This window comes from Myxococcus sp. CA005, from assembly GCF_006518205.1.
GTDB lineage: Bacteria > Myxococcota > Myxococcia > Myxococcales > Myxococcaceae > Myxococcus > Myxococcus xanthus.
The window spans coordinates 95,370-119,569 of the sequence record NZ_SRLV01000006.1; the positions used below are offsets into that span (position 1 = coordinate 95,370).

At 69.3% G+C, this 24,200-nt stretch carries 16 protein-coding genes; 5 read left to right on the forward strand and 11 right to left on the reverse strand.

The genetic code is table 11. The features are described 5' to 3' along the window. Window positions 1-242: 242 nt before the first annotated feature. Together FMQ63_RS04275 and FMQ63_RS04280 are read left to right on the forward strand one after the other, a co-directional pair. Window positions 243-1,454: a hypothetical protein gene (locus tag FMQ63_RS04275; protein ID WP_011555541.1), complete on the forward strand. Its 1,212-nt coding sequence runs from the start codon at window positions 243-245 to the stop codon at window positions 1,452-1,454. Between the two features lie 6 nt (window positions 1,455-1,460). After that, window positions 1,461-2,339: a hypothetical protein gene (locus tag FMQ63_RS04280; RefSeq protein ID WP_011555542.1), complete on the forward strand. Its 879-nt coding sequence runs from the start codon at window positions 1,461-1,463 to the stop codon at window positions 2,337-2,339. Window positions 2,340-2,421: 82 nt separating this feature from the next. Here FMQ63_RS04280 and FMQ63_RS04285 read toward each other — a convergent pair whose 3' ends face one another. Both FMQ63_RS04285 and FMQ63_RS04290 read right to left on the reverse strand, forming a co-directional pair. Beyond that, on the reverse strand, window positions 2,422-2,973 hold the full coding sequence (locus FMQ63_RS04285; protein WP_011555543.1) for a hypothetical protein: 552 nt from the start codon (window positions 2,971-2,973) through the stop codon (window positions 2,422-2,424). A gap of 90 nt (window positions 2,974-3,063) precedes the next feature. After that, window positions 3,064-4,590, reverse strand: coding sequence for a rhomboid family intramembrane serine protease (locus FMQ63_RS04290; RefSeq protein WP_011555544.1), 1,527 nt, complete (start codon window positions 4,588-4,590; stop codon window positions 3,064-3,066). A gap of 189 nt (window positions 4,591-4,779) precedes the next feature. On the opposite strand from FMQ63_RS04290, the gene FMQ63_RS04295 reads away from it, so the two are divergent. Both FMQ63_RS04295 and FMQ63_RS04300 read left to right on the forward strand, forming a co-directional pair. Further along, window positions 4,780-6,450: an FHA domain-containing protein gene (locus FMQ63_RS04295; protein WP_228556360.1), complete on the forward strand. Its 1,671-nt coding sequence runs from the start codon at window positions 4,780-4,782 to the stop codon at window positions 6,448-6,450. Between the two features lie 74 nt (window positions 6,451-6,524). Further along, window positions 6,525-7,118 carry a response regulator gene (locus tag FMQ63_RS04300; protein ID WP_002634367.1) on the forward strand — a complete coding sequence of 198 codons (594 nt, stop codon included), beginning with the start codon at window positions 6,525-6,527 and terminating at the stop codon, window positions 7,116-7,118. Between the two features lie 34 nt (window positions 7,119-7,152). Here the strand turns inward: FMQ63_RS04300 and FMQ63_RS04305 are convergent, their stop codons facing one another. The 3 genes from FMQ63_RS04305 to FMQ63_RS04315 are packed head-to-tail and all read right to left on the reverse strand — an operon-like array spanning window position 7,153 to window position 9,548. Continuing rightward, window positions 7,153-7,935, reverse strand: coding sequence for an enoyl-CoA hydratase/isomerase family protein (locus FMQ63_RS04305; protein ID WP_011555547.1), 783 nt, complete (start codon window positions 7,933-7,935; stop codon window positions 7,153-7,155). 2 nt (window positions 7,936-7,937) lie between these two features. Then, window positions 7,938-8,150: a biotin/lipoyl-binding carrier protein gene (locus FMQ63_RS37780; protein ID WP_011555548.1), complete on the reverse strand. Its 213-nt coding sequence runs from the start codon at window positions 8,148-8,150 to the stop codon at window positions 7,938-7,940. A 45-nt stretch (window positions 8,151-8,195) separates the two neighbouring features. After that, on the reverse strand, window positions 8,196-9,548 hold the full coding sequence (locus FMQ63_RS04315) for an acetyl/propionyl/methylcrotonyl-CoA carboxylase subunit alpha (protein ID WP_011555549.1): 1,353 nt from the start codon (window positions 9,546-9,548) through the stop codon (window positions 8,196-8,198). A gap of 137 nt (window positions 9,549-9,685) precedes the next feature. Here FMQ63_RS04315 and FMQ63_RS04320 point away from each other — a divergent pair, with 137 nt between their 5' ends. After that, complete coding sequence (locus tag FMQ63_RS04320; RefSeq protein WP_011555550.1) at window positions 9,686-10,075, forward strand: hypothetical protein; 390 nt, start codon at window positions 9,686-9,688, stop codon at window positions 10,073-10,075. Window positions 10,076-10,096: 21 nt separating this feature from the next. Here FMQ63_RS04320 and ftsZ read toward each other — a convergent pair whose 3' ends face one another. From ftsZ to murB, 6 genes are all read right to left on the reverse strand, one after another. Further along, window positions 10,097-11,314, reverse strand: coding sequence for a cell division protein FtsZ (gene ftsZ, locus FMQ63_RS04325; protein WP_011555551.1), 1,218 nt, complete (start codon window positions 11,312-11,314; stop codon window positions 10,097-10,099). A 333-nt stretch (window positions 11,315-11,647) separates the two neighbouring features. Continuing rightward, the gene (locus FMQ63_RS04330) at window positions 11,648-19,633 is read right to left on the reverse strand and encodes an Ig-like domain-containing protein (RefSeq protein ID WP_044276409.1); all 7,986 of its coding nucleotides are present in this window, start codon (window positions 19,631-19,633) and stop codon (window positions 11,648-11,650) included. Window positions 19,634-20,026: 393 nt separating this feature from the next. Beyond that, window positions 20,027-21,259, reverse strand: a complete 1,233-nt coding sequence (gene ftsA / locus FMQ63_RS04335; protein ID WP_011555553.1) for a cell division protein FtsA — start codon at window positions 21,257-21,259, stop codon at window positions 20,027-20,029. 46 nt (window positions 21,260-21,305) lie between these two features. Next, the gene (locus tag FMQ63_RS04340) at window positions 21,306-22,160 is read right to left on the reverse strand and encodes a cell division protein FtsQ/DivIB (protein WP_026113770.1); all 855 of its coding nucleotides are present in this window, start codon (window positions 22,158-22,160) and stop codon (window positions 21,306-21,308) included. 154 nt (window positions 22,161-22,314) lie between these two features. Continuing rightward, complete coding sequence (locus tag FMQ63_RS04345) at window positions 22,315-23,271, reverse strand: D-alanine--D-alanine ligase (RefSeq protein ID WP_011555555.1); 957 nt, start codon at window positions 23,269-23,271, stop codon at window positions 22,315-22,317. Continuing rightward, window positions 23,268-24,200: a UDP-N-acetylmuramate dehydrogenase gene (murB, locus tag FMQ63_RS04350; RefSeq protein WP_011555556.1), complete on the reverse strand. Its 933-nt coding sequence runs from the start codon at window positions 24,198-24,200 to the stop codon at window positions 23,268-23,270. Before murB ends, FMQ63_RS04345 begins: the two co-directional genes overlap by 4 nt.

Below are 24,200 nucleotides of genomic sequence, written 5' to 3' on the forward strand. Positions count from 1 at the left end.
CGGGCGGTGGGCGGCCCACCCTCGGCAGGACGCGGCGTTATATCCCCGCGGCCCCCTCCGGTCGACCACCGCCAACGGCCTCCGCCGTGAGCCAGACTGCGCGCCGCTGTGCAGGGAGATGTACACGACAGGGGCGCCAACCCCGCGAAAGCATGGCTCCTTGGCAGAGGCACGGCGCTTGAAACGCCCGGGGCCGGCGGTGCTTCCCGAGGCCGACGGGAAATGGCCGCCGAGGAGACATCATGCTCGCCCCCGCAGTGTCCCTGGCTTGCGCCCTCTTGCTCGCGCAGCCAGGGAACGAGGCCCCCGTCCTTCAGCCGCCCACCACCCCGCTTCCAGCCCAGGCGTGGCACGCCCCCACGGTGTGCTTGCGGCTGCCACCGACGAATAACGTTCCCTCCGGCGAGTGGCGGGCCCAGTGTGACGACACCGCCCAGGCGTGCCGGGTGTCCCCGTTGAGGGAGCTGGACGCCGAGGGCGTGGAGACGGACCGGCTGCAAGCGCGGGTGACGACCTGCTCCATCGCGTTCGATGAGGAAACAGCGGAGCGGGTGAAGGGTTATCGAATGGAGCCGGCCCGCGCGGCGGCCCCACCCGGCTGGTACCGCGACGAGCGCGGGCGGGTGATGCAGTTCAACTTCGACCTGAACCGGCGCGTCTGGCTCGGAGGCGCATGGGCGCCTCTGTGGCATGACGGCCAGGTGCAGGGTCGCATGCGCGCCGACTTCGGCATCGCGGTGGAGGCACCGTCCCACCGGGGGAAGCGGCTGCACCGGCTCCGCTTCCTGGAGACGGAGCTGCACCTGGGCGTGCCCTCGCTCGACCTGACGGCGGCGCGTTACGACTTCAGCGTCGAGCGCGACGACCCGCTCTTCCGCGTGACGACCTTCTTCGGCAAGCCGCGGCGGCATGACCTCCACCTCAACCTGGGCTTGTGGATGGAGACGCTCCGCGTGGAGGAGCTCGAACGCGGCGGAGAAGTGGGGCGCTTCCTCACCTGGGGCACGCTCCACGCCACGGTGGACCTGTGGCATTCGAAGGACCTGGTGTCCTACGTGCGCGTGCGCGCCGGTCCATCCTTCGAGCGGGACTACGCGAATGGCTTCAACACCTTCGTCCCTGGCGCGGCGCTCGAAGCAGACCTGACGCTGGACCAGGACGGCTTCCACCACCTGCGGCTGGGAGTGGAGGCGGAGAAAGTGTTGCTGGCCCCGGCCGTCGTGGGCCGCCCGCTGAGGCCGGAGCGGCTGCGGCTCCAGGCCGGCTACGAGGTCATCATCCTGGCCATCAACGACCAGCCGTTGAGCCTGCTCGTGGATGGCCGCGGCATGAAGCGTGGCGACATCGCGGGCGTCCCCGAGCAGTGGGAATGGTCCGCGTCCGCGGGCCTGCGCTTCTCCCTCTGGGCTCCCGCGCGCCGCTCCGCGCCCATGGCCACGTCCGTGAAGGAGTAGGCCTCCATGCTGATGCTCGGACTGGCGCTGCTGCTGGCCACTGCCGCGGACATGCCGCGGGGCGTGCCCGATGACGACGCCTGCGTGGCCCTGGACGAACGCGGTGAGCGCTACCCCATCTGCTTCGACCCTGGCGACGGCTTCGTGGTGGGCATGCACACGCGGCTCAGCGGCTCGGCGATGGCGCAGGCCGTGCGCACGGGCGTGCACATCCGAAGCGGACGCAGCAGCCGGAGCAAGGGCTCACCCTGGTTCAACAACCACCGCCTGCTCGGTCTGGAGGCGTGGGATGGAGAGCAGCGTGGTCTCACCTTCACGGCGTATGACGGGACGCTGCGCCGGCACCTGGAGGAAGGCTTCATCCTGGTGCCCACGGCGCGGCCAGCGCGCATTCCCTTCCCCTTCGACGTGACGGTGGCGCTGCGACTGGGACACCTGGAGCGCCGCGTCTGGGAGGGCCCCGGTTGGACCTTGGAAACGGGACGGCTGGGCCTGCTGCTGGACCCGATGCGCGCGGAGACGGAGCGGGTGTGGTTCGGCGTGGGGCCCGTCGCCGGGCACGCGGTGCGGCGTTCCCGGGAGGGCGTCTCGCACACGGTGGCGCCCTTCACCGAGCTGATGTTCGACGCGGGCGTGGAGTCACGGGACGGACTGTGGGCCCTGCGAGCATCGGGGCTCGCGGGCTGGAGCATCGGAATCGAGCGAGGGCTGCACTTCCGCGCCAGGACGGACGTGGGCCTGGAGCGCGTCGTGCTCGCGGTGGCGGACCAACCCGTGGTGCTCCAGGTGAGCGGGGCCTATGTCCACCGGGACGCGGGGCTGGACCGGCGCAGTGAGTGGACCGCGAACGTCGGGCTCGCGGTCCGAGTTTTCGGCGCCCGATGATGCGAACAACGACTTCCTGCTCAAGGACGAAGACTGAAGCCTGTCGCTCGGGCGCTCCCCCCAAGGAGCGCCCAGCGCTGGCTCACTTCGGCTCTGTCGGCGTGACGGCGCCGTTCAACACGTTCACGAGCGTCGCCCCCAGCGCCACAGGCGGGTAAGGCACCGCGGAGAGAACAGAGGTCGCCGAGTCGATGACCGCGTGCGCCTTCTGCGACGGCGTGGACGTCGGGTTGGTGAACACGTCCCGCGTGTTGGACAACGAGGACAGCGTGCTGAAGACGTTCAGGAACGGCACGGCCTTGCCCACCGTCTTCGCGACGGTCGTCGAGGGCATCGACGAAGGCATGTTGCCCTGCAGCCCATCCTTGATGACGCGGACGCCCGACTCGAAGGTGTCCGCCACGTTGATGGCGTTGTTCGCCGTGCCGGACATGCTGCCCACCTGGCTCATCACCGAGTGCGGCGGCGTCTGGACCTGCTCCGGTGTCCCGCTCTTGCCTCCCACGCTCTTCGCGCCGGTCGCTCCAAGCTGAAGTGCGTTGACGGTCCGGTCCCCGATTTCCACCCCGGTGGCGCCCAGATTGATGGGCGGCTTGCTGGGCGAAACAGTCGGCTTTCCAAAAATCCTCGTCATGGTGTCCCCCCTCTGCGTGTGCCTTCGGCCTACATTGGGGTTATCTGCGACGATTCTCAGGAGTTTCGCCTACATTTTCCGACCTGGGTTTCAGCGATGCGGCGCAGCCTCCAGCACCGTCCGCAGCGCGAGTTCCGCCGCGCGCAGTCGGGCATCCTGAGGGTCCACCCGGCGCGCTTCCACCAGGCGCTCCAGGGCCCGCTCGACGTTGCCGCGTGACAGCTCACAGCGCACACCCGCCTCCAACGCGCCCGTGTCCCAAGGCCCGTACACCCGCGCCTCCGCGGCGGCGTGACACCCTTCCTCCACGCGCGATGCCTCCAGGAACGCGCGCGCCAGTTCGACACGCGTCTCCACATGAGCGGGCGCCAACCGCACGGACTCGCTCAACGGCGCCACTGCTTCCTTGGGAAGGCCCAGGCGGCGCAGCACTCCGCCCAATGCGCGCAACGGTCCCGGCGCCCCCGGAACGAGCAGCGCTCTAGCCCGCGCCTCGCGTAGGACGGACGGCTCGTCGAAGCGGACCTCCGCCACCATCCGGTCCACCACCTCGCGATAGGCGGGGTACGCCGCGGGCCAGGTGAACACCAGCCGGTACACCCACTCCCCCCGTGGCACGAAGAGCGCCATCAGGTGAGTGGGCCCCCCTGGCCCCTCCAACTCCGCATGCAGCCGCTGCGCGCTCCGCCCGCCCACGCGCGCCGCCACCGGCTCCGTCACCTTCAGCGTCCGCCCCTCGGGGCTCGGAGCGCCCTGAACCAGCACCTCCTGCTGGAACTGCCGCGCCTGGACCGAGCCGTCTCCTGGCTCCCCCGCCTCGATGGCCTCCGCCGAGAAGGTCGCGCGGCCACGCCCCGGCAGTCCGTTGGAGAAGGCCCGCCGGCCCTGCCCGTCCACGTCGCCCCGCCAGTCGCGCGGCAGGGCCACGGAGAGGCCAAAGCCGTCATCCCGCTCCATGCGCCAGACGGAGCGCTCCGCAACCACGCCCCCCGTCACCACCACCGCCGCCACCACCATCCCCACCGGGCGCAGCCAGCCCGTGTCCGGGTGCCAGCGCGGCTCCAGGAAGACGCCGGCCAGCAGCCCCGCGAGCAAACCGCCCAGGTGCCCCGCGTTGTCCACGCCTACCGACGTCCACCCCATCCATAGGAAGACGAGCACCGTGGGCACCGCGGCCTCGCTGGACATCCACCGCGCCGGCAGCTTCGCCCGGTGACGCCGGCCCAGGACAAGCAGCGCACCCACACAGGCATACACGAGCCCAGAAGCCCCCACGCTCACGCCCCCGGAGCTGCCGAGCGAGCCCGCCATGGTGGCCAGCCCCGCCGCCACCAGCAGCGCTGCGTAGTCCCGGCGTCGGCACAGGCGCTCCAGGCCGCTTCCCGCCGCCAACAGCACCAGGACATTGAGCGCCAGGTGGGGGAAGTCCCGGTGCAGGAAGTGGGCGGTGACGAGCCGCCAGACCTGGCCCGCGTCCACCACCAGAGGCCCCGCCTTCGCGCCCCACCGCAGCAGGGTGTCCAGCCCCACCGGCCCCGCGGCTCGCGCCGCGCCGTGGATACCCACCAGCACGGTGGCGAGGATCAACGTGAGCCAGGGCGCCCCCCCAAGTCGCATTCCACCGGCCGATTGACCGATGGACAACAGCCTCGGCTGCCCCTCTTCCTCGGGAGAAAGTCGTGTCTTTTGAGGGGGATACATGGCTTGTACAGGGAAAGGCCGTTCTGCTATGACTGTACGCGGATCGGACCCGTGCTGAAGCTCATCATCGAAGACGACGAGGGGCGCAAGACCGTTGTTCCTTTCGTGCGTGACGAGATCACCATCGGCCGTCAGGAGGGAAACACCATCCGCCTGACGGAACGGAATGTGTCTCGCCGTCACGCACGATTGGTGCGACTCAATGGCCACGTCGTAGTGGAAGACCTGGGGAGCTATAACGGCACCCGGATCAACGGCGAGCGAATCGCGGGTCAGTCGCCCCTGAAAGAGGGTGACCTGGTCCAGATTGGCGACTACGACCTCGCGCTCCAAGCGGAGGGCGCGGCCAATGCCGTAGGCCCCATCACCACCAAAGTGCCCGCCCGCCGGCCGGAGCCCGAGCCGGAGGAGGACGACTCCGACGACGACGAGCCGGAGGAGAGCGAGCACACCCCGCCCTCCCTCAGCGCCGCGGACGCGCGCCGTCACTCCACCTCCATCATCCGGTTGGACCAGGTGGAGGCGGATCGGCCGCGCAAGGTGCTGGACGTGCCTGCCGAGGACGCTCCCCGCCTGCTCGTGCTGTCTCCGGACGAGCTCAAGGGCCAGGAGTTCGCCTGCATCCGCACGGAGCTGCGGATCGGCCGCACCGACGACAACGACATCACCTTGGATCATCGGTCGCTGTCGCGCACCCACGCCAAGCTCGTCCGCGAGGACGCAGGCGAGTGGCGCGTCATCGACATGCAGTCCGCCAACGGGATGACGGTCAACGGTGAGAGCTACGCACAGGCCACGCTCGCCACCGGTGACATCATCGAACTGGGGCACGTGAAGCTGCGCTTCGTCAGCGCCGGTGACGCGTCGGACGACGTGGCCGCGGGTGGTGGCTCGCGCTCGAAGCTGCCCCTGGTGGCGAGCCTCGCGGCCCTGCTGCTCGGCGGAGGCGGCGGAGCCTTCTGGTACATGAACCAGCAGGGCACCCAGCCGACGGCGCCCCCCGTCATCGCGCACACGCCCACGCCCCCTCTGGACGAGGATCCGCCGCCGGCCATCGAGGAACAGGCCGCGGCCAACGACACCCCGCCCACGACGGCAGCCGCGGCGGCGCAGACGCCTGAAACGCCTCCGCCCCCACGTGGCCCCTCCATGGAGGAGCAGCGCGCGGTTGCTGACAAGGCGATTGCGGCGCGTGACTTCGACACGGCCGTGGACGCGCTGGAGCGCATCAAGGATGCCAACGGCCAGCGCCCCCGTGACGTGGAGACCCGGCTCGACGAGGCGCGCGCCGAGCAGTTGATGAAGCGGCGGCTCGATGACGTCCGCAACGCCCTGGGCGACGGCAAGCTGCCGGAGGCCGAGGAAGCCTTGCGCGAGAGCGCCGCCACCAAGGCGTTCGCCAAGGAGTACGCGGCGCTGAAGACACAGGTCGCCGAGGCCCGGAAGAAGGCAGCTCCGCCCGCCGCGGTTCCCTCCTCCGGCACGGAGAAGGCGCCGCCCGCCGCGCAGTCCGCGGCGGCCAAGGCCCAGGCGGACGGCTTCGAGCACATCAAGGGTCTGCGCTACCGGCAGGCCATCGAGCAGCTGAACAAGTGCCTCGAGTTGGAACCCACCCGCGCCGAGTGCCACCTCTACCTCGGGTCCGCCTACGCGAATGACAACCAGCCCGAGAAGGGCGCGGTTCACTACAAGCGATTCCTGGAACTTGCGCCCAATCACGCGTACTACGAGCGCGTGAAGGGTTTGGTCGAGAGTTACGAGAATCCCAAGAAGTAGTGGTCTGCCGGAATCACCCTCGCCCCCCGGGGGTATTCCGGTCCCATGGCACTGAACTGCAGCGAGGAGACGCTGTGCAGATTCGCATCCTGGTAGTTGATGATGAGCAGGACAACTGCGACTACCTCAAGCTGGTCCTGACCCGTGAAGGCTACGAGGTCGTGACCACGACGGACCCCACCCAGACGGTGGAAATCCTCCGGGGCTCCGACTTCCACCTCGTCATCCTCGACATGATGATGCCGCAGATGTCGGGCACCGAGGTGCTGGAGCAGATTCGCAAGTACGACACGGACGTGGCCGTCATCGTCGCCACCGCGTACCCCACGGTGGACACGGCGGTGGCCTCGCTCAAGGCGCAGGCTTCCGACTACGTCAAGAAGCCCATGGAGCCGGAGCAGTTCATCACCGCGGTCCGCAACGCCCTCCAGAAGAAGGGCTTGTCCCAGGACCCGGAGGCGGACCTGCACCGCGCCATTGGCCGCACCATCCGCGACGCACGCAAGACGCAGGAGCTCACGCTCAAGCAACTGGCGCGGCGCACGGGCCTGTCGGTGTCGCTGCTGTCGCAGATTGAGCGCGCGGAGTCCTCCGCCTCCATCTCCTCGCTGTACAAGATTGCCTCGGCCCTGCAACTGCGCATGGGCGAGCTCTTCGGCGATACCTGATGTCGCCGTGGCAGTGCCCCGCCGGCCGCCCTGACTAGCGGCCGGAGAAGCGGGGCGGGCGCTTTTCAAGGAAGGCCGCCCGCCCCTCCTTCGCGTCCTCGCTCCCGAAGGCCGCCGCGCGCAAGCCGCGCAGCCGCGCCCGGTCCGCCTCCTCCAACGGGGCCCGAGCCAGGCGCCCGAAGGACTCCTTCATCCCCGACACCGCCAGCGGTGCATGGCCGGCCAGGGTGGCGCACAGCGCCAGCGCGCGCGTCTCCGCGTCCGCCAGGCAGTCATCCAACAGCCCCCACTCCAGCGCCTCCCGCGCGCTCAGCTTCCGCGCCGCGAGGAAGAGCTGCTTGGCGCGCGCCACGCCCACCAGCCGCGCGGCACGGGCCAGCCCCTCCGGGGAGTAGACGATGCCCAGCTTCGCTGGGGGCATGAGGAAGACGGCGTTGGGCGTGCCAATGCGGAAGTCGCACGAGGCCGCCAGGTCGAAGCCGGCGCCCACCGCCGCGCCCTCCACCAGCGCCACACTGGGCGCGGGATGGGACTCCAGCTTCAACAGGCACTCCACCAGCAAGTCATCCGGCAGCCGTCCGCCCGCGCCCGGCGGGCCCAGGTGCGTCAAGTCATAGCCGGAACAGAAAGCCCCGCCCGCGCCGCGCACCAGCAAGGCGCGCACATGCGGGGCGGGCTCCAGCGCCGCGTCCAGCCGCGCCAGAAGGCCGTCATCGAGCGCGTTGCGGCGAGCCGGGTTGGACAGCGTCAACACCCGGACCCCGTCGTCGCGGTCCTCGACGTTCAGCGAAGCACCTGTCGCGACGACGGGCTCCACTGCTAGCCGAGCACCACGAGGACATCGCCCTCGTTGACCGACTGCGCCTCCTTCACCCGAATCTCCTTCACCGTCCCGCCATCCTCTGCCTCCACGGGCATCTCCATCTTCATGGATTCGAGGATGACGAGCGTGTCGCCCGCGTTGACCTGCTGGCCGACCTGAACCTCAATCTTCCACACCGTGCCGGTGATGTGCGCCGCTACGTCCGCCATGAATCCGTGCCTCCTCAGGGGTGGTTGGGGCTGGAGCGGGCCCCGCTACGCCGGCTTGGCGTGGTGCTCCAGGAAGTTCGTGTCCAGCTCGCCGGCCTGGAAGGCCGCATCCTGCACGATGCGCAGGTGGAGCGGGATGTTCGTCTTGATGCCTTCGATGCGGAACGACTGGAGCGCCGTCACGGAGCGCTCAATCGCCTGCGCCCGCGTCTCACCGGTGACGATGAGCTTGGCAATCATCGGGTCGTAGTTCGGCGTGACGGTGTTGCCCTCGCCGTAGCCCGCGTCCAGCCGGACGCCCTCGCCCGTGGGCGGCTGGAACACCTTCAGCGGCCCGGGAGACGGGAAGAACTTCACCGGGTCCTCGGCGTAGATGCGGAACTCCAGCGCCGCCCCGCGCCGCTTCACGTCCTCCTGCTTCACCGTGAGGCGCTCGCCCGCGGCGATGCGCAGCTGCCAGCCGATGAGGTCCAGCCCCGTGGTCAGCTCCGTCACCGGGTGCTCCACCTGGAGGCGGGCGTTCATCTCGATGAAGTAGACCTCACCGTCCGAGTAGAGGAACTCCACCGTGCCGGCGTTGGCGTAACCAAAGGCCTTCGCCGCGGCCACCGCGGCCGTGAAGAGCTTCTGCGCCAGCTCCGGGTTGCGCCCGTCCGCGAACAGCACGGAGGGGGCTTCCTCCACCACCTTCTGGTGGCGCCGCTGGATGGAACATTCCCGCTCCAGACAGTGGATGAGGTGGCCGTGCTGGTCCCCCAGAATCTGGACCTCGATGTGCCGGGGCGCCGGGAAGTAGCGCTCCACGTACACGCCTTCCTTGCCGAAGGCGGCCTTCGCCCGGTCCGTGCACTGGCGGTAGACCTTCTCCATCTCCGCGGCGTTCCTGGCCACCGCCATGCCAATGCCGCCGCCGCCGCTGGCCGCCTTGACGAGCACCGGGTAGCCGATGCGCTCGGCCTCCGCCAGCGCGCTGGCCACGTCGGGCACCACGCCCTCGCTGCCGGGCACCACGGGGACCCCCGCGGCGGACACCAACTTTCGGGCCTGGCTCTTGTCCTTCATCCGCGCCATGGCCTCCGGCGGCGGTCCCACGAAGATGAGCCCCGCGTCCGCGCAGGCCTGGGCGAACTCGCCGTTCTCCGACAGGAAGCCGTAGCCCGGGTGGATGGCCTGCGCACCCGTCTGCTTCGCGGCTTCCAGGATGGCGGCGGTATTGAGGTAGCTGTCCTTGGCCGGCGCGGGGCCGATGCGCACCGCCTCGTCGGCCTCCTTCACGAAGGGCAGCTCAGCGTCCGCGTCCGAATAGACGGCGACCGTCTTGAGCCCCATGCCCCGGGCCACCACGCCGATGCGGCGGGCAATCTCTCCCCGGTTGGCGATGAGCAGCTTCTGGAACATGGCGAAACCCCTGGGGTGCGGGTGCGAAAGGGCGGCGAACCTAACCCTCGCTCCCTCCCAAGACAAGGGTGCGAACGGACGTGCAACAGGTCCCTACAGTCCAGTAAATTTGCGGGTCTACGAGGCGGTGTCGTACCTTGTTCCCCGTGACGCCCCCCACCTCCTCAAGCCCTGGCGGCGTGGTCAATCTGCACCACGCGCGGCGCGCCAAGCGCCTGGACCTCTACCGTGGCCGGCACACGGACCGCGTGCGCTTCGTGCGCACCACGCTCGAGACGTTGACGCAGAGCGGCACCCTCTTCACCGAGGAGGGCACGCGCCGCGGCCTCTCCCTGCTGAAGGCGCTCCAGTTGCTGCAGCGGGCCCACGCGCGCCTGGAGGAAGTGTCCGGCGACGGCGTGCTGCCCGCGGCCCGGCTCCCGGAGCGCGTGGACGCGCTCTATTCGGAAGTCGACGGCCTCTTCGCCCGCGCGGACACCCTGTCCGCACGCGACGAAGCCAGCGTGGCCCAGCTTCCCGCTCGCTGAGCCCCGCGTCTCCCCTGCCCCTTACGGCAGTTCCGTCTGGCCCTGCCGCCGCAGGAAGGTGGGGATGTCGAACTGGTCCTCGTCCAGCGGCAGCGGCGCGTCCTTCACCACCGCGGTGCGGGCGCTCACCGACTTGGCGCTCTCCACGGTCAGGGGCCGCGAGCCGCTGCCCTTCGTGGGCACCAGGCTGGCGACTTCCTCGCGCGCGTTCGCGAGCACGGACGGCGCCGGACGCGACAGCGGCACCTGCACCACCGGCGCCACCGTGCGGACCTTGGGCGCGTCGCGGTGCACGAAGCCCGTGGCGATGATGGTGATCTTCACCTCATCCGAGATGTTCTCGTCGATGAGCGAGCCGAAGATGATTTCCGCCTCGCTGTCGGCGGCGTCGTGCACCAGCGTCAGGGCCTCGTTGACCTCCTGCAGGGTCATGTCGCGGCCACCGGTGATGTTGATGAGCAGGCCCGTGGCGCCGTCGATGGTGACGTCCTCCAGCAGCGGGCTGGCGATGGCCTGCTGCATGGCAATCAGCGCGCGCTTGTCACCGGTCGAGTTGCCCGTGCCCATGAGCGCGATGCCCTTGTCGCTCATGATGGTCTTCACGTCGGCGAAGTCGACGTTGATGTAACCGTGGTACTGGATGAGGTCGCTGATGCCCTGCACGGCGTTCAGCAGGACCTCGTCCGCGCGCTTGAAGGTCTCCAGCAGCGGCATCGGCTCGTTGGAGAGCGACAGCAGGCGCTGGTTCGGAATGGTGATGAGCGTGTCCACCGCGGCCTTGAGCTCCACGATGCCCTGCTCGGCCTGCTTGCGGCGCTTGTTGCCCTCGAAGAGGAAGGGCTTGGTGACGACGCCCACCGTGAGGCAACCCAGGCTCTTGGCGATGTCCGCGATGATGGGCGCGGCGCCCGTGCCGGTGCCGCCGCCCATGCCGGCGGTGACGAACACCATGTCGGCGCCCTCGAGCACCGCGGCAATCTGGTCACGCGACTCCAGGGCGGCCTCGCGGCCCATCTCCGGGTTGGCGCCCGCGCCCAGGCCCTTCGTCAGCGTCTGGCCCAGCTGAAGCCGGGTGGGCGCCTTGCTCGCGGCGAGCGCCTGGACATCGGTGTTGGCGGCGATGAAGTCCACCCGGTCCAGCTTGGACAGGATCATCGTATTGACGGCGTTGCAGCCGGCCCCACCCGCCCCGACGACCCGAATCTTGGCGGCCTGCTTGTTCTGATCGAACTGGTCCATGGTGGTCCTCTCGCCCGGAGTCGCACGATGCAGCGCGCGTGCTCCCAACCCCCACAATCATCAGCAAGTCCCACGCTTTGGCAAGTATTCCGCTACGAGCCTGTAGCGGGATGCTGCGCGTCTGAGTCCTGACGCGCACTTACGCCAATGCATGGACGTGCAGGCGTGCGACGCGGTGGGTGAACTTCGCCCCTTGACTCGCGATACACGGCACTGCTTGGCGGGTGGGGCGCAGCATGCCCCAAAAAACGACGGGTGGCCCCGAAATCTCTTTCGGAGCCACCCTCGCTGAAATCACCCGGTGTGTTTCACCAGGGAATCAGAGCCAGTGGGTCAGCGCGCCTCGCGTTCCACTTCCACCTTCCCCACGCGAAGGATGGTGAACCCCACGCGGCGGTTGTTCTCACGGCCCTTCGCCGTCTTGTTGGTGTCCACCGGCTTCGTCTCGCCGTAACCCACCGCCTCCATGCGGCCCTCGGCGATGCCCTCCTTCACCAGGAAGGCGCGCACGTTGTTCGCGCGGCGCTGCGACAGGTCCAGGTTCTTCGCGTCATTGCCCTGGTCGTCCGTGTGGCCCTCGATGCGGACCAGTTCCACCTGCGGGTTGGCCCGCAGCACCGCGGCCACCTGCTTCAGCAGCGGGTGCGAACGGGCCAGGATGACGTCCTTTCCAGTGGCGAAGTAGACCTTCTCCAGGATGACGATGCGCTCGCCATCGACGAGCACCTTCACCTTGCCCTTGTCGGGGCAACCGTCCTCGTCCTGGAAGCCATTGATGGTCTCCGGCTCGTTCGGGCACTTGTCCTCGGCGTCGGGGATGCCGTCCCGGTCGTTATCCGGGTCCGGGCAGCCGTCCTCGTCCTGGAAGCCGTCCTTGTCCTCAGGGTCGTTGGGGCAGCGATCATCCGGATCCATGATGCCGTCGCCATCCGTGTCCACCGGCGGCGGAGGCGGCGCCACATCCGGGCAGCCATCCGTGTCCTCGAAGCCGTTGACCGTCTCGGGCTCGTTCGGGCACGTGTCCGCCGTGTCGGGGATGCCGTCCGCGTCGTTGTCCGGGTCCGGGCAGCCGTCCTCATCCTGGAAACCGTCCTTGTCCTCGGGCTCCGTCGGGCAGGCGTCGTCGATGTCCAGGATGCCGTCGCCGTCCGTGTCCACCGGCGCGACCTGCTTCGGCTCACGAGACGGCTCCGGGCTGTAGCTGAAGCCCGCGAGCAGCCGGAAGCCCGGCGTGCCGTAGCCGCGGGTGAGCCCCGGCCCACCGCCCACGTGCGCGGAGAAGCCGCCCAGCGCGCGGTACTTCAGCGCCGCCAACAGCTCCAGCGGGCGCTCCTCGGTGTCCTGCTGCTCCAGGTTCACCGCGCCCACCAGCGTGGCCGCGAGCGCCAGCGGCACCTCGCTCACCGTGAAGGGCAGCTCGGCGCCCACGCCGTAGGACACCGCGTTGCCCAGGTTCAGGTTGCGCAGCTGCTGCTTCTCCCGGAAGTCCACGCCCACGTTGGCGGCCACGCGAAACCGCTCGCCGTATTCGGCCACCAGGCGCGGCTGCACGCCCACGCCCGAGCCCCCGAGGAAGTCGGAGCCGCCGCCCGTGGGCAGCACCACCGGCACCGTCAGGGCCAGGCCGAAGGAGCCCTCCTCCAGGAGGCGGGCCTTGGGCACCAGGCGCAGGTCACCGATGCCGCCCGAGCCCACGCCCTGGGCGAAGGACGGGTCCACCATGGGCGCCGCCTGCGAACGCTGGAGCGTCACCGGCAGCAGCACGCCGAGCTCGAAGCGGTCGAAGAGGCCCACCGAGCCCATCAGGTCCACACCCACCTGGCTGCGCACCAGCGCGGTGATGAACCGGCCCGAGCGTGGGTCCATGAAGTTGAGCGGCTTGTCCGCGTAGTTGACGGACACGCCCACGTTCCAACCCAGGTGGGAATGCACCTGGGCGCTCTGGACGCCCAGGATGTCCTTCGAGCTCGGCCCCGGCTTGTACTGCTGCACGTCGATGGACTGGGACGCGGACAGCGTGGGCACCTGCGCCACGGCCGGCCGCGAAACCATCAGGACCGCCAGCGCCAGCACGGCGGCGGCCACAGGGGCCCCACCGGCCCGCCCCGCCGAGCGGCGGAAGCGGCCCAGCAGGGGCAGCCCGAGCAGCAGCAGCGCCAGCGGAGCGAAGGTGCCCGCCCCGCTCGTGCTGCACCCACGGCCGGAGATGACGAAGTCGTCGTTGCCGTCCAGCGGGTTGGTCCCGCCGGTGACTTCCTCGCCGTCGTTCACGCCGCCGCCGTCCGTGTCGGCGTTGTTCGGGTCCGTCTCGCCGTTGTCGAAGGAGCCGTTGCGGTTGGCGTCCTCCGCGCCATCCAGCAAGCCGTCGCCGTCCGTGTCCGGGTTCAGCGGGTTGGTGGGGTTGGAGCCACGCACCTCCACGCCGTCCGTCAGGCCGTCAGCGTCCGTGTCCGGGTTGTTCGGGTCCGTCTCCGTGCTGTCGACGCGGCCGTCGTGGTTGGCATCCTCCTCGCCGTCCAGCAGGCCGTCACCGTCCGTGTCCGGGTTCTTCGGATCGGTGGTGGTGCTCGGGTCCGCGTCCGGACGGAAATTGGGCGAGGTGCGGTCCGTGTCCGCCGGAGCGCTCTCCAGCGTCACGCCCATCTCCGTGCCGTCCAGGATGCCGTCGTTGTCGCTGTCCGGGTCCAACGCATCGATGAGGCCGTCACCATCCGTGTCGGTGATGCCGTCGATGCCGTCCGGCACGCCGTCGTCGTCGCTGTCCGCGTCGTTGGGGTCCAGGCCCCACGCGATTTCGGTCGCATCGTCGATGCCGTCACCGTCGGAGTCGACGTCGTCGGCGGGGTTGAGCGGATCCGTCTCGCCCGGGTCCACCCGGCCGTTGCGGTTGGCGTCCTCGATGCCGTCACGCACGCTGCCGCCGTCCGTGTCGGGGTTGAGCGGGTCCGTCGTCGTGGTCGGGTCGGAGTCCGCCACGAAGCGCGTCATGTCCGTGTTGGCGCCCTGAGGCTCGGCGAGGCCCAGCTCCAGACCGTCCGACAGCAGGTCGCCATCGGTATCCCAGTTGTTCGGGTCCGTCTCGCCCTCATCGACGATGCCGTTGTGGTTGGCGTCCTCGTTGCCATCCAGGATGCCGTCATCATCCGAGTCGTCGTCGAGCGGATCCGTCCCCGCGGTATTCACCTCGATGCCGTCCGGCAGTCCGTCACCGTCCGTGTCGGGGTTCTCCGGGTCGGTGCCCAGCACAACCTCCTCGGCATCCGTCAGGCCGTCGCCATCCGTGTCGACCGCGACCGACCAGTTGTAGATCGCCGGCGTGCCGTCCACGTTGCCTGCCTCATCCACCGCGCGGACGCTCAGCGTGTGGCTGCCTTCCGCCAGGCCCGTGAAGGTGACCGGGTCCGAGCACGGCACGTACGCCGCGCCGTCCAGGCTGCACTCGTACGTCACCGGGGATTCGTCCGAATCGAAGTCGAACGTCGCGGTGCCAGGCGCTTCCGTCAGCGGCGGGCCGGAGATGATGAGGGTGTCCGGCGCGGAGGTGTCCACCGTCCAGGTGTAGCTGGCCGGCGTCGGGTCCTCGTTGCCATCCTCATCCACTGCGCGCACCGCCAGGGTGTGCTCGCCGTCATCCAAGCCCGTGAAGGTGGCCGGGTCCGAGCACGGCACGTACGCCGCGCCGTCCAGGCTGCACTCGTACGTCACTGGGGATTCGTCCGAGTCGAAGTCGAACGTCGCCGAATCACTGTTGGAGAGCGCGGGCGGCGTCGAGGTGAACGTCGTCTCCGGCGGCTCCGCGTCCACGATGAACGTGTGCGTCACCGTCGTGCTGGTATTGCCCGCCTCGTCCTCCGCCGTGACGGACACCGAGTGGGGACCTTCCGACAGCGTGTCGCTCACGGGGAGCGACCAGTTGCCCGACGGGTCCGCCACCACCGTGCCCACCGGGACGCCATCCACCACCACCGTCACGGTGCTGCCCGCCTCCGTCGTTCCGGAATACGTCACCACGGGCACGTCCAGCACCGAGTTGTTCGCGGGCGTGGTGATGACCACCACCGGCGGCGTTGCATCCACCGTCCAGGTGTACTCGGCGGGCGTCGGGTCCTCGTTGTCGGCCGCATCCACCGCGCGCACCGCAAGCGTGTAGTCACCGTCCGGCAGTGGGCCGAACTGCGCCTGGGCTGGGCACGCCGTGAAAGGCGCGCCGTTCAGCGAGCACTCGTACGTCACCGGAGACTCGTTCGACGAAAAGACGAAGTCCGCGGTGGCCACGTTCGTCACCACCGCCGGGCCACTGTCGATGGCGGTATCCGGCGCCGTCGTATCCACCGTGAAGGTGGAGCTCGTCGGAGCACTGGTGTTGCCCACCTCATCCGTCGCCGTGACGGTGACCGTGTACGGGCCGTCCGGCAGCGTCACCGGCGGCGTGAAGGTCCAGTTGCCACCGGCATCGACCGGGATGGGGCCGTAGGGCACGCCATCCAGCACCAGCGTCACGGACTCAGCGCCGTCGGCTGTGCCGGTGATGGTCACCACCCCGTCATCCAGCACCGCGCCGTTCGCGGGCGTGGTGATGAGCGGCGCCACCGGCGGCGTCAAATCCACCGTCCAGGTGTGCTCGGCAGGCGTCGGGTCCACGTTGCCGGCCGCGTCTACCGCGCGCACCAGGAGCGTGTGCTCCCCTTCCGCGAAGCCGTCGAACGTCACCGTCTCCTCGCACGACACATAGGCCGCGCCGTCCAGGCTGCACTCATAGGAGGAGCCCGGCTCGGAGGCCGCGAACTCGAACGAGGCCGAATTCGACGAGGTTGGCGTCGCCGGGCCGCTCACGACGAGCGTGTCGGGTGCCGTCGTGTCCACCGTCCACGCGTACTGCGCGGGCGTCGGGTCCACGTTGCCCGCCGCGTCCACCGCGCGCACCAGGAGCAGGTGGTCCCCATCCGCCAGACCCGTGAAGGTCGCGGGGTCGGCGCAAGCCACATAGACGCCCCCATCCAGGCTGCACTCATAGGCCACGCCTCCGCCTTCCGAGCGAAGGTCGAAGGTGGCGGACGAGTCCCGCGTCAGCAGCGTCGGGCCGGAGTCGATGAACGTGTCAGGCGCCGAGAGGTCGACGATGAACGTGCTCGTCACCGGGCCCGCGGAGTTGCCCGCCGGGTCGACGCTGGTGATGGACACGGTGTGCGGACCCTCGACGAGCGGATCCGGCACGGTGAAGGTCCAGTTGCCGTCCTCATCGACCAGGACGGGGCCGTAGGTGGCGCCGCCCACTTCCAGGTAGATGTCGCTGCCCGGCTCACCCGTTCCCGTCAGCGTCGGCGTCGTGGTGGCGACCTCCTCCTGGTCCGCGGGCGAGTCGATGGTCGGCAGTGCCGGGGACGTGAGGTCCACCGTCCACGCGTACTGCGCGGGCGTCGGGTCCATGTTGCCCGCTGCATCCACCGCACGCACCGCCAGCGTGTGCTCGCCCTCGGTCAGGGCCGTGTACGACTGCGGATCCGTGCAGGCCGCGAAAGGCGCGCCGTCCAGCGAGCACTGGTACGTCACCGGGCTCTCGTTCGAGGCGAAGTCGAACGTCGCGCTGGTGGCGTTCGTCACCGCCGCTGGGCCGCTCACGATGGTGGTGTCCGGGGCGGTGGCATCCACCGTCCACGTCCGGGTCGCGGGCGTCGGGTCCTCATTGCCCGCCGCGTCCACCGCGCGCACCGCCAGGGTGTGCGCACCGTCCGCCAGGCCCGTGAACGTCTGCGGGTCGGTGCAGGCCACGAAGGGCGCGCCGTCCAGCGAGCACTGGTACGTCACCGGGCTCTCATTCGAGCTGAAATCGAACGTGGCGTTGGGGGACGTCGTCGTCCCCGAAGGGCCGCTGACAATCGTCGTGTCCGGCGCCGTCGTGTCCACCGTCCACGCATACGTCGCGGGCGTCGGGTCCATGTTGCCCGCTGCATCCACCGCACGCACCGCCAGCGTGTGCTCGCCCTCGGTCAGAGCCGTGTACGACTGCGGATCCGTGCAGGCCGCGAAAGGCGCGCCGTTCAGCGAGCACTGGTACGTCACCGGGCTCTCGTTCGAGCTGAAGTCGAACGTCGCGCTGGTGGCGTTCGTCACCGCCGCTGGGCCGCTCACGATGGTGGTGTCCGGGGCAGTGGCATCCACCGTCCACGTCCGGGTGGCGGGCGTCGGGTCCTCATTGCCCGCCGCGTCCACCGCGCGCACCGCCAGGGTGTGCGCACCGTCCGCCAGGCCCGTGAACGTCTGCGGGTCGGTGCAGGCCACGAAGGGCGCGCCGTCCAGCGAGCACTGGTACGTCACCGGGCTCTCATTCGAGCTGAAGTCGAACGTGGCGTTGGGGGACGTCGTCGTCCCCGAAGGGCCGCTGACAATCGTCGTGTCTGGTGCCGTCGTGTCCACCGTCCACGCGTACGTCGCGGGCGTTGGGTCCACGTTGCCCGCTGCGTCCACCGCGCGCACCGCCAGCGTCTGGTCGCCCTCGCTGAAACCCGTGAACGTCTGCGGGGCCGAGCAGTCCTCGAACGGACCACCGTTCAGCGAGCACTCGTACGTCACCGGGCCCTCGTTCGAGGCGAAGTCGAACGTCGCGCTGGTGGAGTTCGACACCGCCGGCGGTCCACTCACGATGGTGGTATCCGGAGGCGTGGTGTCGGAGACCACGGTGAAGCTATTGGTGTTGCTCAGCACGGACGAGACGCCCTGGAACAGGGCGTAGGCATTCACCGTGTGCGCACCGACGGACAGATCCGCGGTCGGCGTGAAGCTGAAGTTCCCCGAGGGGTCCGCCGTCACGCGGGCCACTTCGACGCCATCCACGAAGATGATCACCGTGGAGCTCGCGGGGGCAGTACCGCTGATGACCGGACGAAAGCCCGTGGTGGAGCCGTTGGCAGGCGTCACCACCACGGGGGCCGCCACACTCGCCGGGAAGGCACCCGGGAGGATGGTGACGATACCGGGGTTGCCAGGAGCGGCGCCATACGTGAGCCCGCCCGGCGCGTTGGCTGTCGGCTGCGTGCCCGCAAAGCCGCCCGTGACGACCGGGATGCACCCGACCGTCACGCCCTGAATCAGCGCACGACCACCGCCACCGCCTGTTCCGTGCTGATCGTGCGTGGTGCTGCCACCATCACCACCACGGGCCGACACTGCATTGGCCGAGCAAGACAGGGCTCCGGTGACGCGCACATACACGGTGCCGCCAGCGCCGGCGCCGCCCGCAGCGTCATTGGCTAGCCCGATGGCGTTACCACCCGCGAACCCGTCCGCCGACACGCGACCGGCCCCCGAGAGCGAGGCCCCGCGGATGAACACCAAACCGCCACCCGCGCTCCCCCCGCCAGCCGCGTCGTTGTTGCCATGGCCCGCACCGCCACCGCCGCCGAACACCGCATAGGAAACCGCATCGAAGATCAGCGGGGCCCCGCCGAGACCACCCACCTCGCGGGAATACGGGGGCGCTTCACCCACCCACGTCCGCCCTCCGATGCCGCCCATGCCCACGTTACTGCCACCACCGCCACCCGAGTTGTGGCAAACGCCGCCGCCACCGGCGTTGGCGGCGTTGCCCCGGCCCGTCGTCGGGCCCGTTCTCCCATCAGGAGGGAGTTCCTCCCCCCCAAAACGGCCAGGCACCAAGCCTTCGCCCTTCGACGTCCCGCCCAGCCACAGATTATCCGGCCCCCACGCCTCATCCAGGCCGTCGCAGCCGTCTCCCGAACCATTCCAGGCGAACCCTCCGCGGAACCCACGGCCATCGGCATGAATGGCCCCCGCGTTGTTCACCGCGCCCTGCGACAGGAAGGCCACCACGCCGCCCGTCGTCCCATTCCAGGGCTGCGCCGTGATGCTGCCCGCGGCGTTCACCGTCACGCTGGCGTACTCGGGCACCCGAATCACCTGCGTGCTGGTGGCCGCGAAGGCGCCAGTGAGAGGCTGCGTGAAATGGAGCTGCGCGTTTTCAACATCGACGCTGCCAATCCGCGCCAGCTCCCAGCGTCCCACCAAGCCCCCCGTCAGGACGATGGGTGCTTGATTCCCAGAAGGGGCATCCTCAAGGCCCGTGGCCTGGAACACCATCACCAGGTCCTCCGCCGTGAATTCGGCAGTCGTGTCCACCGCCACGAAGCTCTGCCCCGCTGGCACTGCGGCCGTCACACGCGTGTAGGTGTTGATGACAGTGCCGGCGACACCGACGGTCAGCGCGCCGCTGCTCCCGTTCCCCAGGCCGAAGCTGTCCGCCGCGGCCTTCGCCACAGGACCCAGCAGGGCCGCGCACAGCAGCACCAGGGGTGCGACGGCCAAGCCGAGGCGTCCTCGGAAGGCCCGACTAAACAGGGGGACGTAAAAGGTCTTTCGATTCATAAACCTGGGGTCGCTGGGGGGTGTGGCTCCAGCGGCAAATGCCGCACATAGCAATCCGAGAGCCAGCCTCTGTCCAATCTACGACCCTGGAGATTCCGAGGATTTCAGCGTCCGCCTCACGGGGTATCCCGTGCCCCATCCGAACCACGGATCCAGATTCCGGAAACTGGACCGGCTCGGGCACTTCGGGGGGCAACCCACCAGGTCGGCTGACGCGTCAAACCAGGACGCTGACGCGTCAACCGGGACGCGGGGTGTGGCCCACGGCCAACAAAAAAGGGCCCCCCTTTCGGAGAGCCCTTTGGCAACGCGGTTGGCGCTCGGCCCGGCGCGTCAGAAGATTTCCTCGAGCCACTCGCGCATGCGGCCCTTCACCTTCTTGTACACGTTCTCCTCGCGGATGCGGAACATGCGCCGGTCCAGGTGGCGGGCGCCGTAGACAACCAGGCCCACGCCGGTGGCGTACATGGGGCTCTTCACCACATCCACCAGACCGCCAATGCCGCGCGGCATGCCGCGGCGGACGGGCAGGCCCAGCACTTCCTCGGCCAGCTCCGGCATGCCGGCCAGCAGCGTAGAGCCACCCGTAATCACCACGCCCGAGGCCAGCAGGTCCTCGTAGCCGCACTTCTGGATTTCGCGGTGCACGAGCTGGAAGATCTCCTCCACGCGCGGCTCCAGTATTTCGCAGAGAATCTGCCGCCCGAGCACGCGGGGATGACGGCCCCCAACGCTGGGCACTTCAATGGTGTCGTCCTTGTTGATGAGCGACGACAGCGCGCAGCCGTACTTCTGCTTGATGCGCTCGGCCTCGTGCGCGGGGGTGCGCAGGCCAATGGCGATGTCGCTGGTGAGGTTGTTGCCGCCCAGCGCAATCACCGCCGTGTGGACGATGGAGCCGCCGGAGAAGATGGCGATGTCCGTGGTGCCGCCGCCGATGTCGACGAGGCACACGCCCAGCTCCTTCTCGTCCTCGCCCAGCACCGCCTCCGCGCTGGCCAGCGGCTGGAGGACGATGTCGGAGACATTGAGCCCGGTGCGGTTGGCGCACTTGACGATGTTCTGCGCGCTGGACACCGCGCCGGTGACGATATGGACCTTGGCCTCCAGCCGGACGCCCGCCATGCCCAGGGGCTCCTTGATGCCGCCCTGGTCGTCGATGATGAACTCCTGCGGGAGGACATGGATGACCTCCCGGTCCAGCGGAATCGCCACGGCCTTGGCCGCGTCAATGACCCGGGCGATGTCCGCCTCGCGGACCTCCTTGTCCTTGACGGCGACGATGCCCTGGGAATTGAAGCCCTTGATGTGGCCTCCGGCGATGCCCGTGTAGACGTGGGAAATCTCCGCCCCCGCCATGAGCTCCGCTTCTTCCACCGCGCGGCGGATGGAAGAGACGGTCGCCTCGATGTTCACCACCACGCCCTTGCGCAGACCCTTCGACGGATGCGTACCGATACCGATGATGTCGATGCCGCTGTCGGTCAGCTCTCCGACGATGGCGCAGATCTTCGTCGTGCCGATGTCGAGGCCGACGATGATCTCCCCCGACTTCTGCTTCGCCATGACAACCCTCCCAGGCCCCCCACTTTCGTGAAAGGGGCGCGTCCTCTTACCGCATCGAAGCCCCGCTCCTCTCGGACGCGGGGCTCGAAATCTTCACCGCCACCCAGCCGGGCCGGGCACGGTTATCCAGGTGAATGATCTCCGCTGCAAGCCCCCTCGCACCCAGTTCGCGCCGGACACGGGCAAGACGCTGCAGCTTGACCTCTGAATCTCCTTCACCCAGGCGCACTTCCTGCCCGGACGCCGTCACCAGCGCCAGGCTCAGCGCCTCCAGGCGGACCTCCGACAACTGTTCGGCCTTCTCGGGTGACAGCCGCGCGTACGCGCTGGCCACCGTCAGCGCCGAACGGAGGCGCTCCCGCGCCACCGCCGGGTCCGCCACATAACCTTCCCGGTCCAGGCCCGTCACCAGGGGCAGGTCCAGTCCGTCCCCGGGCGTCACCCGCTTGAAGGGCTCGCCCTCCTCGTCCAGGACGTACAGCTCCCCCAGCACCGCCATCGCCACCGGCACGTGCTCCGTCACCTCCACCGACACGCGGTTGGGGAAGCGACGCGTCACCTCCACCGTGCGCAGCCAGGGGTGCTGGTGCATGGCGCGCTCCAGCGCGTCCACGTCCAGCGTCCACAGGTTCTGCCCCTTCGTCAGCGCCGCCAGCCGCAGCAGCTCCACCCGGGAGGCGCGCTGGAGGCCGGAGAAGGACACCGCCTCCAGTTCGAAGCGCGGCGACGTCAGCGCCCACTCCCGCAGCGCCACCCCACCCCACACCAGCAGCCCGGTGCCCAGGGTCAGCCCCAGCACCTTGAGCACGCCCGGCCCGTGCGAGCGCACCGCGCCCCGGACCGCCTCTTTCTGCTGGGCGGCGTCCTGACGGCGGCGGTTCTTGGATTTACCGAAGGCCATGGGGAGAAAAGGGTTGACGCATGCTGTGCCCGGTTCGGGAGCCACGCCAGTTTTTGGCTACAGGCACGTCGCTGTAGCGCAAGCCGCCACACAGGCGCTTCGGAAATTTTCGAAGGAGACCGACGCCAAGTTGCGCCGGCCCCATACCAGATGCTCAGGCCTTGAGACACGCGCCCAGCAGCAGGCGCTCACACAGGGCGGGAAAGTCGATACCGCGCCCCGCGGCAATCTTGGGCAAGAGGCTCGAGGCCGTCATGCCCGGCAGCGTGTTGGTTTCCAGCAGGAACACATCGCCTCCGTCGGTGACGATGACGTCCGACCGCGAGCCCCCGCTACACCCCAGGGCCTGGTGCGCGGCCAGGCACACCTCGTTCACCCGCGCATACTGATCCGGAGGAAGGGGCGCGGGGAAGAGGTACTGCGTGCCGGTGCCCGCCTTGTACTTCGCGTCATAGTCGTAGAACTCGCGCGCGGCGCGTACCTCGATGACGCCCAGGGCCTCATCGTCCAGCACGCCACCCTGCACTTCGCGTCCCTTGACGAACTGCTCCACCAGCAGGGTGCCCGCGTACTTCGCCGCGTCCGTCACCGCGGCCTCGTAGGCGTCCCGCGTCTTGCAGATGTGCACGCCCACGCTGCTGCCTTCGCGGCTGGGCTTCACCACCACTGGAAACGGGAAGGGCAGGCTGTCCGCCGCCGCCAGCGCCGACGCGGCGTCCTTAAAGGAACGGTACGCGGGCGTGGGGATGCCGTGGGCCACGTAGACCTGCTTGGCGTACACCTTGTCCATGCCCAGCGCGGAGGCCAGCACGCCGCTGCCGGTATAAGGAATGAAGAGCGACTCCAGCAGTCCCTGGAGACAGCCGTCCTCGCCATAACGCCCGTGGACGGCCAGCCACGCCACGTCCACCTTCTCCGCCGCCAGACGCGCGGGCAAATCCCGGCCCACGTCAATCTCCACCACGTCGTAGCCCAGCCCGCGCAGCGCCCCGGAGACGGCCTCACCGGTGCGCAGGGACACGTCGCGCTCCGCGGACATTCCGCCCAACAGTACACCGACACGCTTCTGCTTGAGCTCGTCCTTCGTGAAGGCACCGCGGTTCGGAGTCACAGGAAGTCTCCCAGGCGCTTGACTTCGGGTTTCATGTCAACGCCGGACTGCTCGAGCACCCGCTGCTGCATGAGGGTGACGAGTCCCAGCACGTCGCGGGCGGTGGCACCGCCCAGGTTCACAATCCAGTTGGCGTGCAGGGTGGACACCTGCGCGCGCCCCAGCGAGTACCCTTTCAGGCCCGCCAGTTCAATGAGCCGTCCGGCATGGTCGCCCGGCGGGTTGGTGAAGACGCTGCCGAAGTTGGGCTGACTGAGCGGCTGTGTCCGTTTCCGGTAACCCAGGTCAGCGTCCATGACGGCCTTGGAGGCCACCACGTCCCCCTTGCGCAGCGCGAAACGCACCCGGGTGACGACGCCGCCCGGCGGCAATTCGGAGTGACGGTAGGAATACGGCACCTGTGCCTTCGTCAGCCACCCCACCCCGTCCGCCGTGGCCACTTCCACCGCCTCGATGACGCGAAAGGCTTCGCCGTTCTTGGTGCCGGCGTTCATCGACACCGCGCCGCCCAGCGTGCCGGGGATGCCGGCCAGGAACTCCGCGCCCACCAGCGCGTGGGCCCGCATGACATTGATGAGGCGGACGATGGCCGCCCCCGCCCCCAGGGTGAGCCGCCCTTCCTCGGGGCCCACGTCGGCCACCTCCGGAAAGAGGTCTCCTGGCAGCTTCAGCGTCAGGCCGGGCACCCCGCCGTCGCCCACCAGCGTGTTGGCGCCGCCGCCCAGAATCGAAACGGGGACACCCTCTTCACGCGCCAGCTTCAGCAGCGCCACCAGGGCGTCTGGCGAACGCGGGCGCACCAGGGCTTCCGCGGCGCCGCCGGCCCGGACGCTGGTGAGAGGCGCCAGCGGTTCGCCCGCCTTCACCTCGCAGCCGCCCAGCGACTCCACGCGAGCCGCCAGCGCCGTCTTCACGCCTGCTTCCACCAT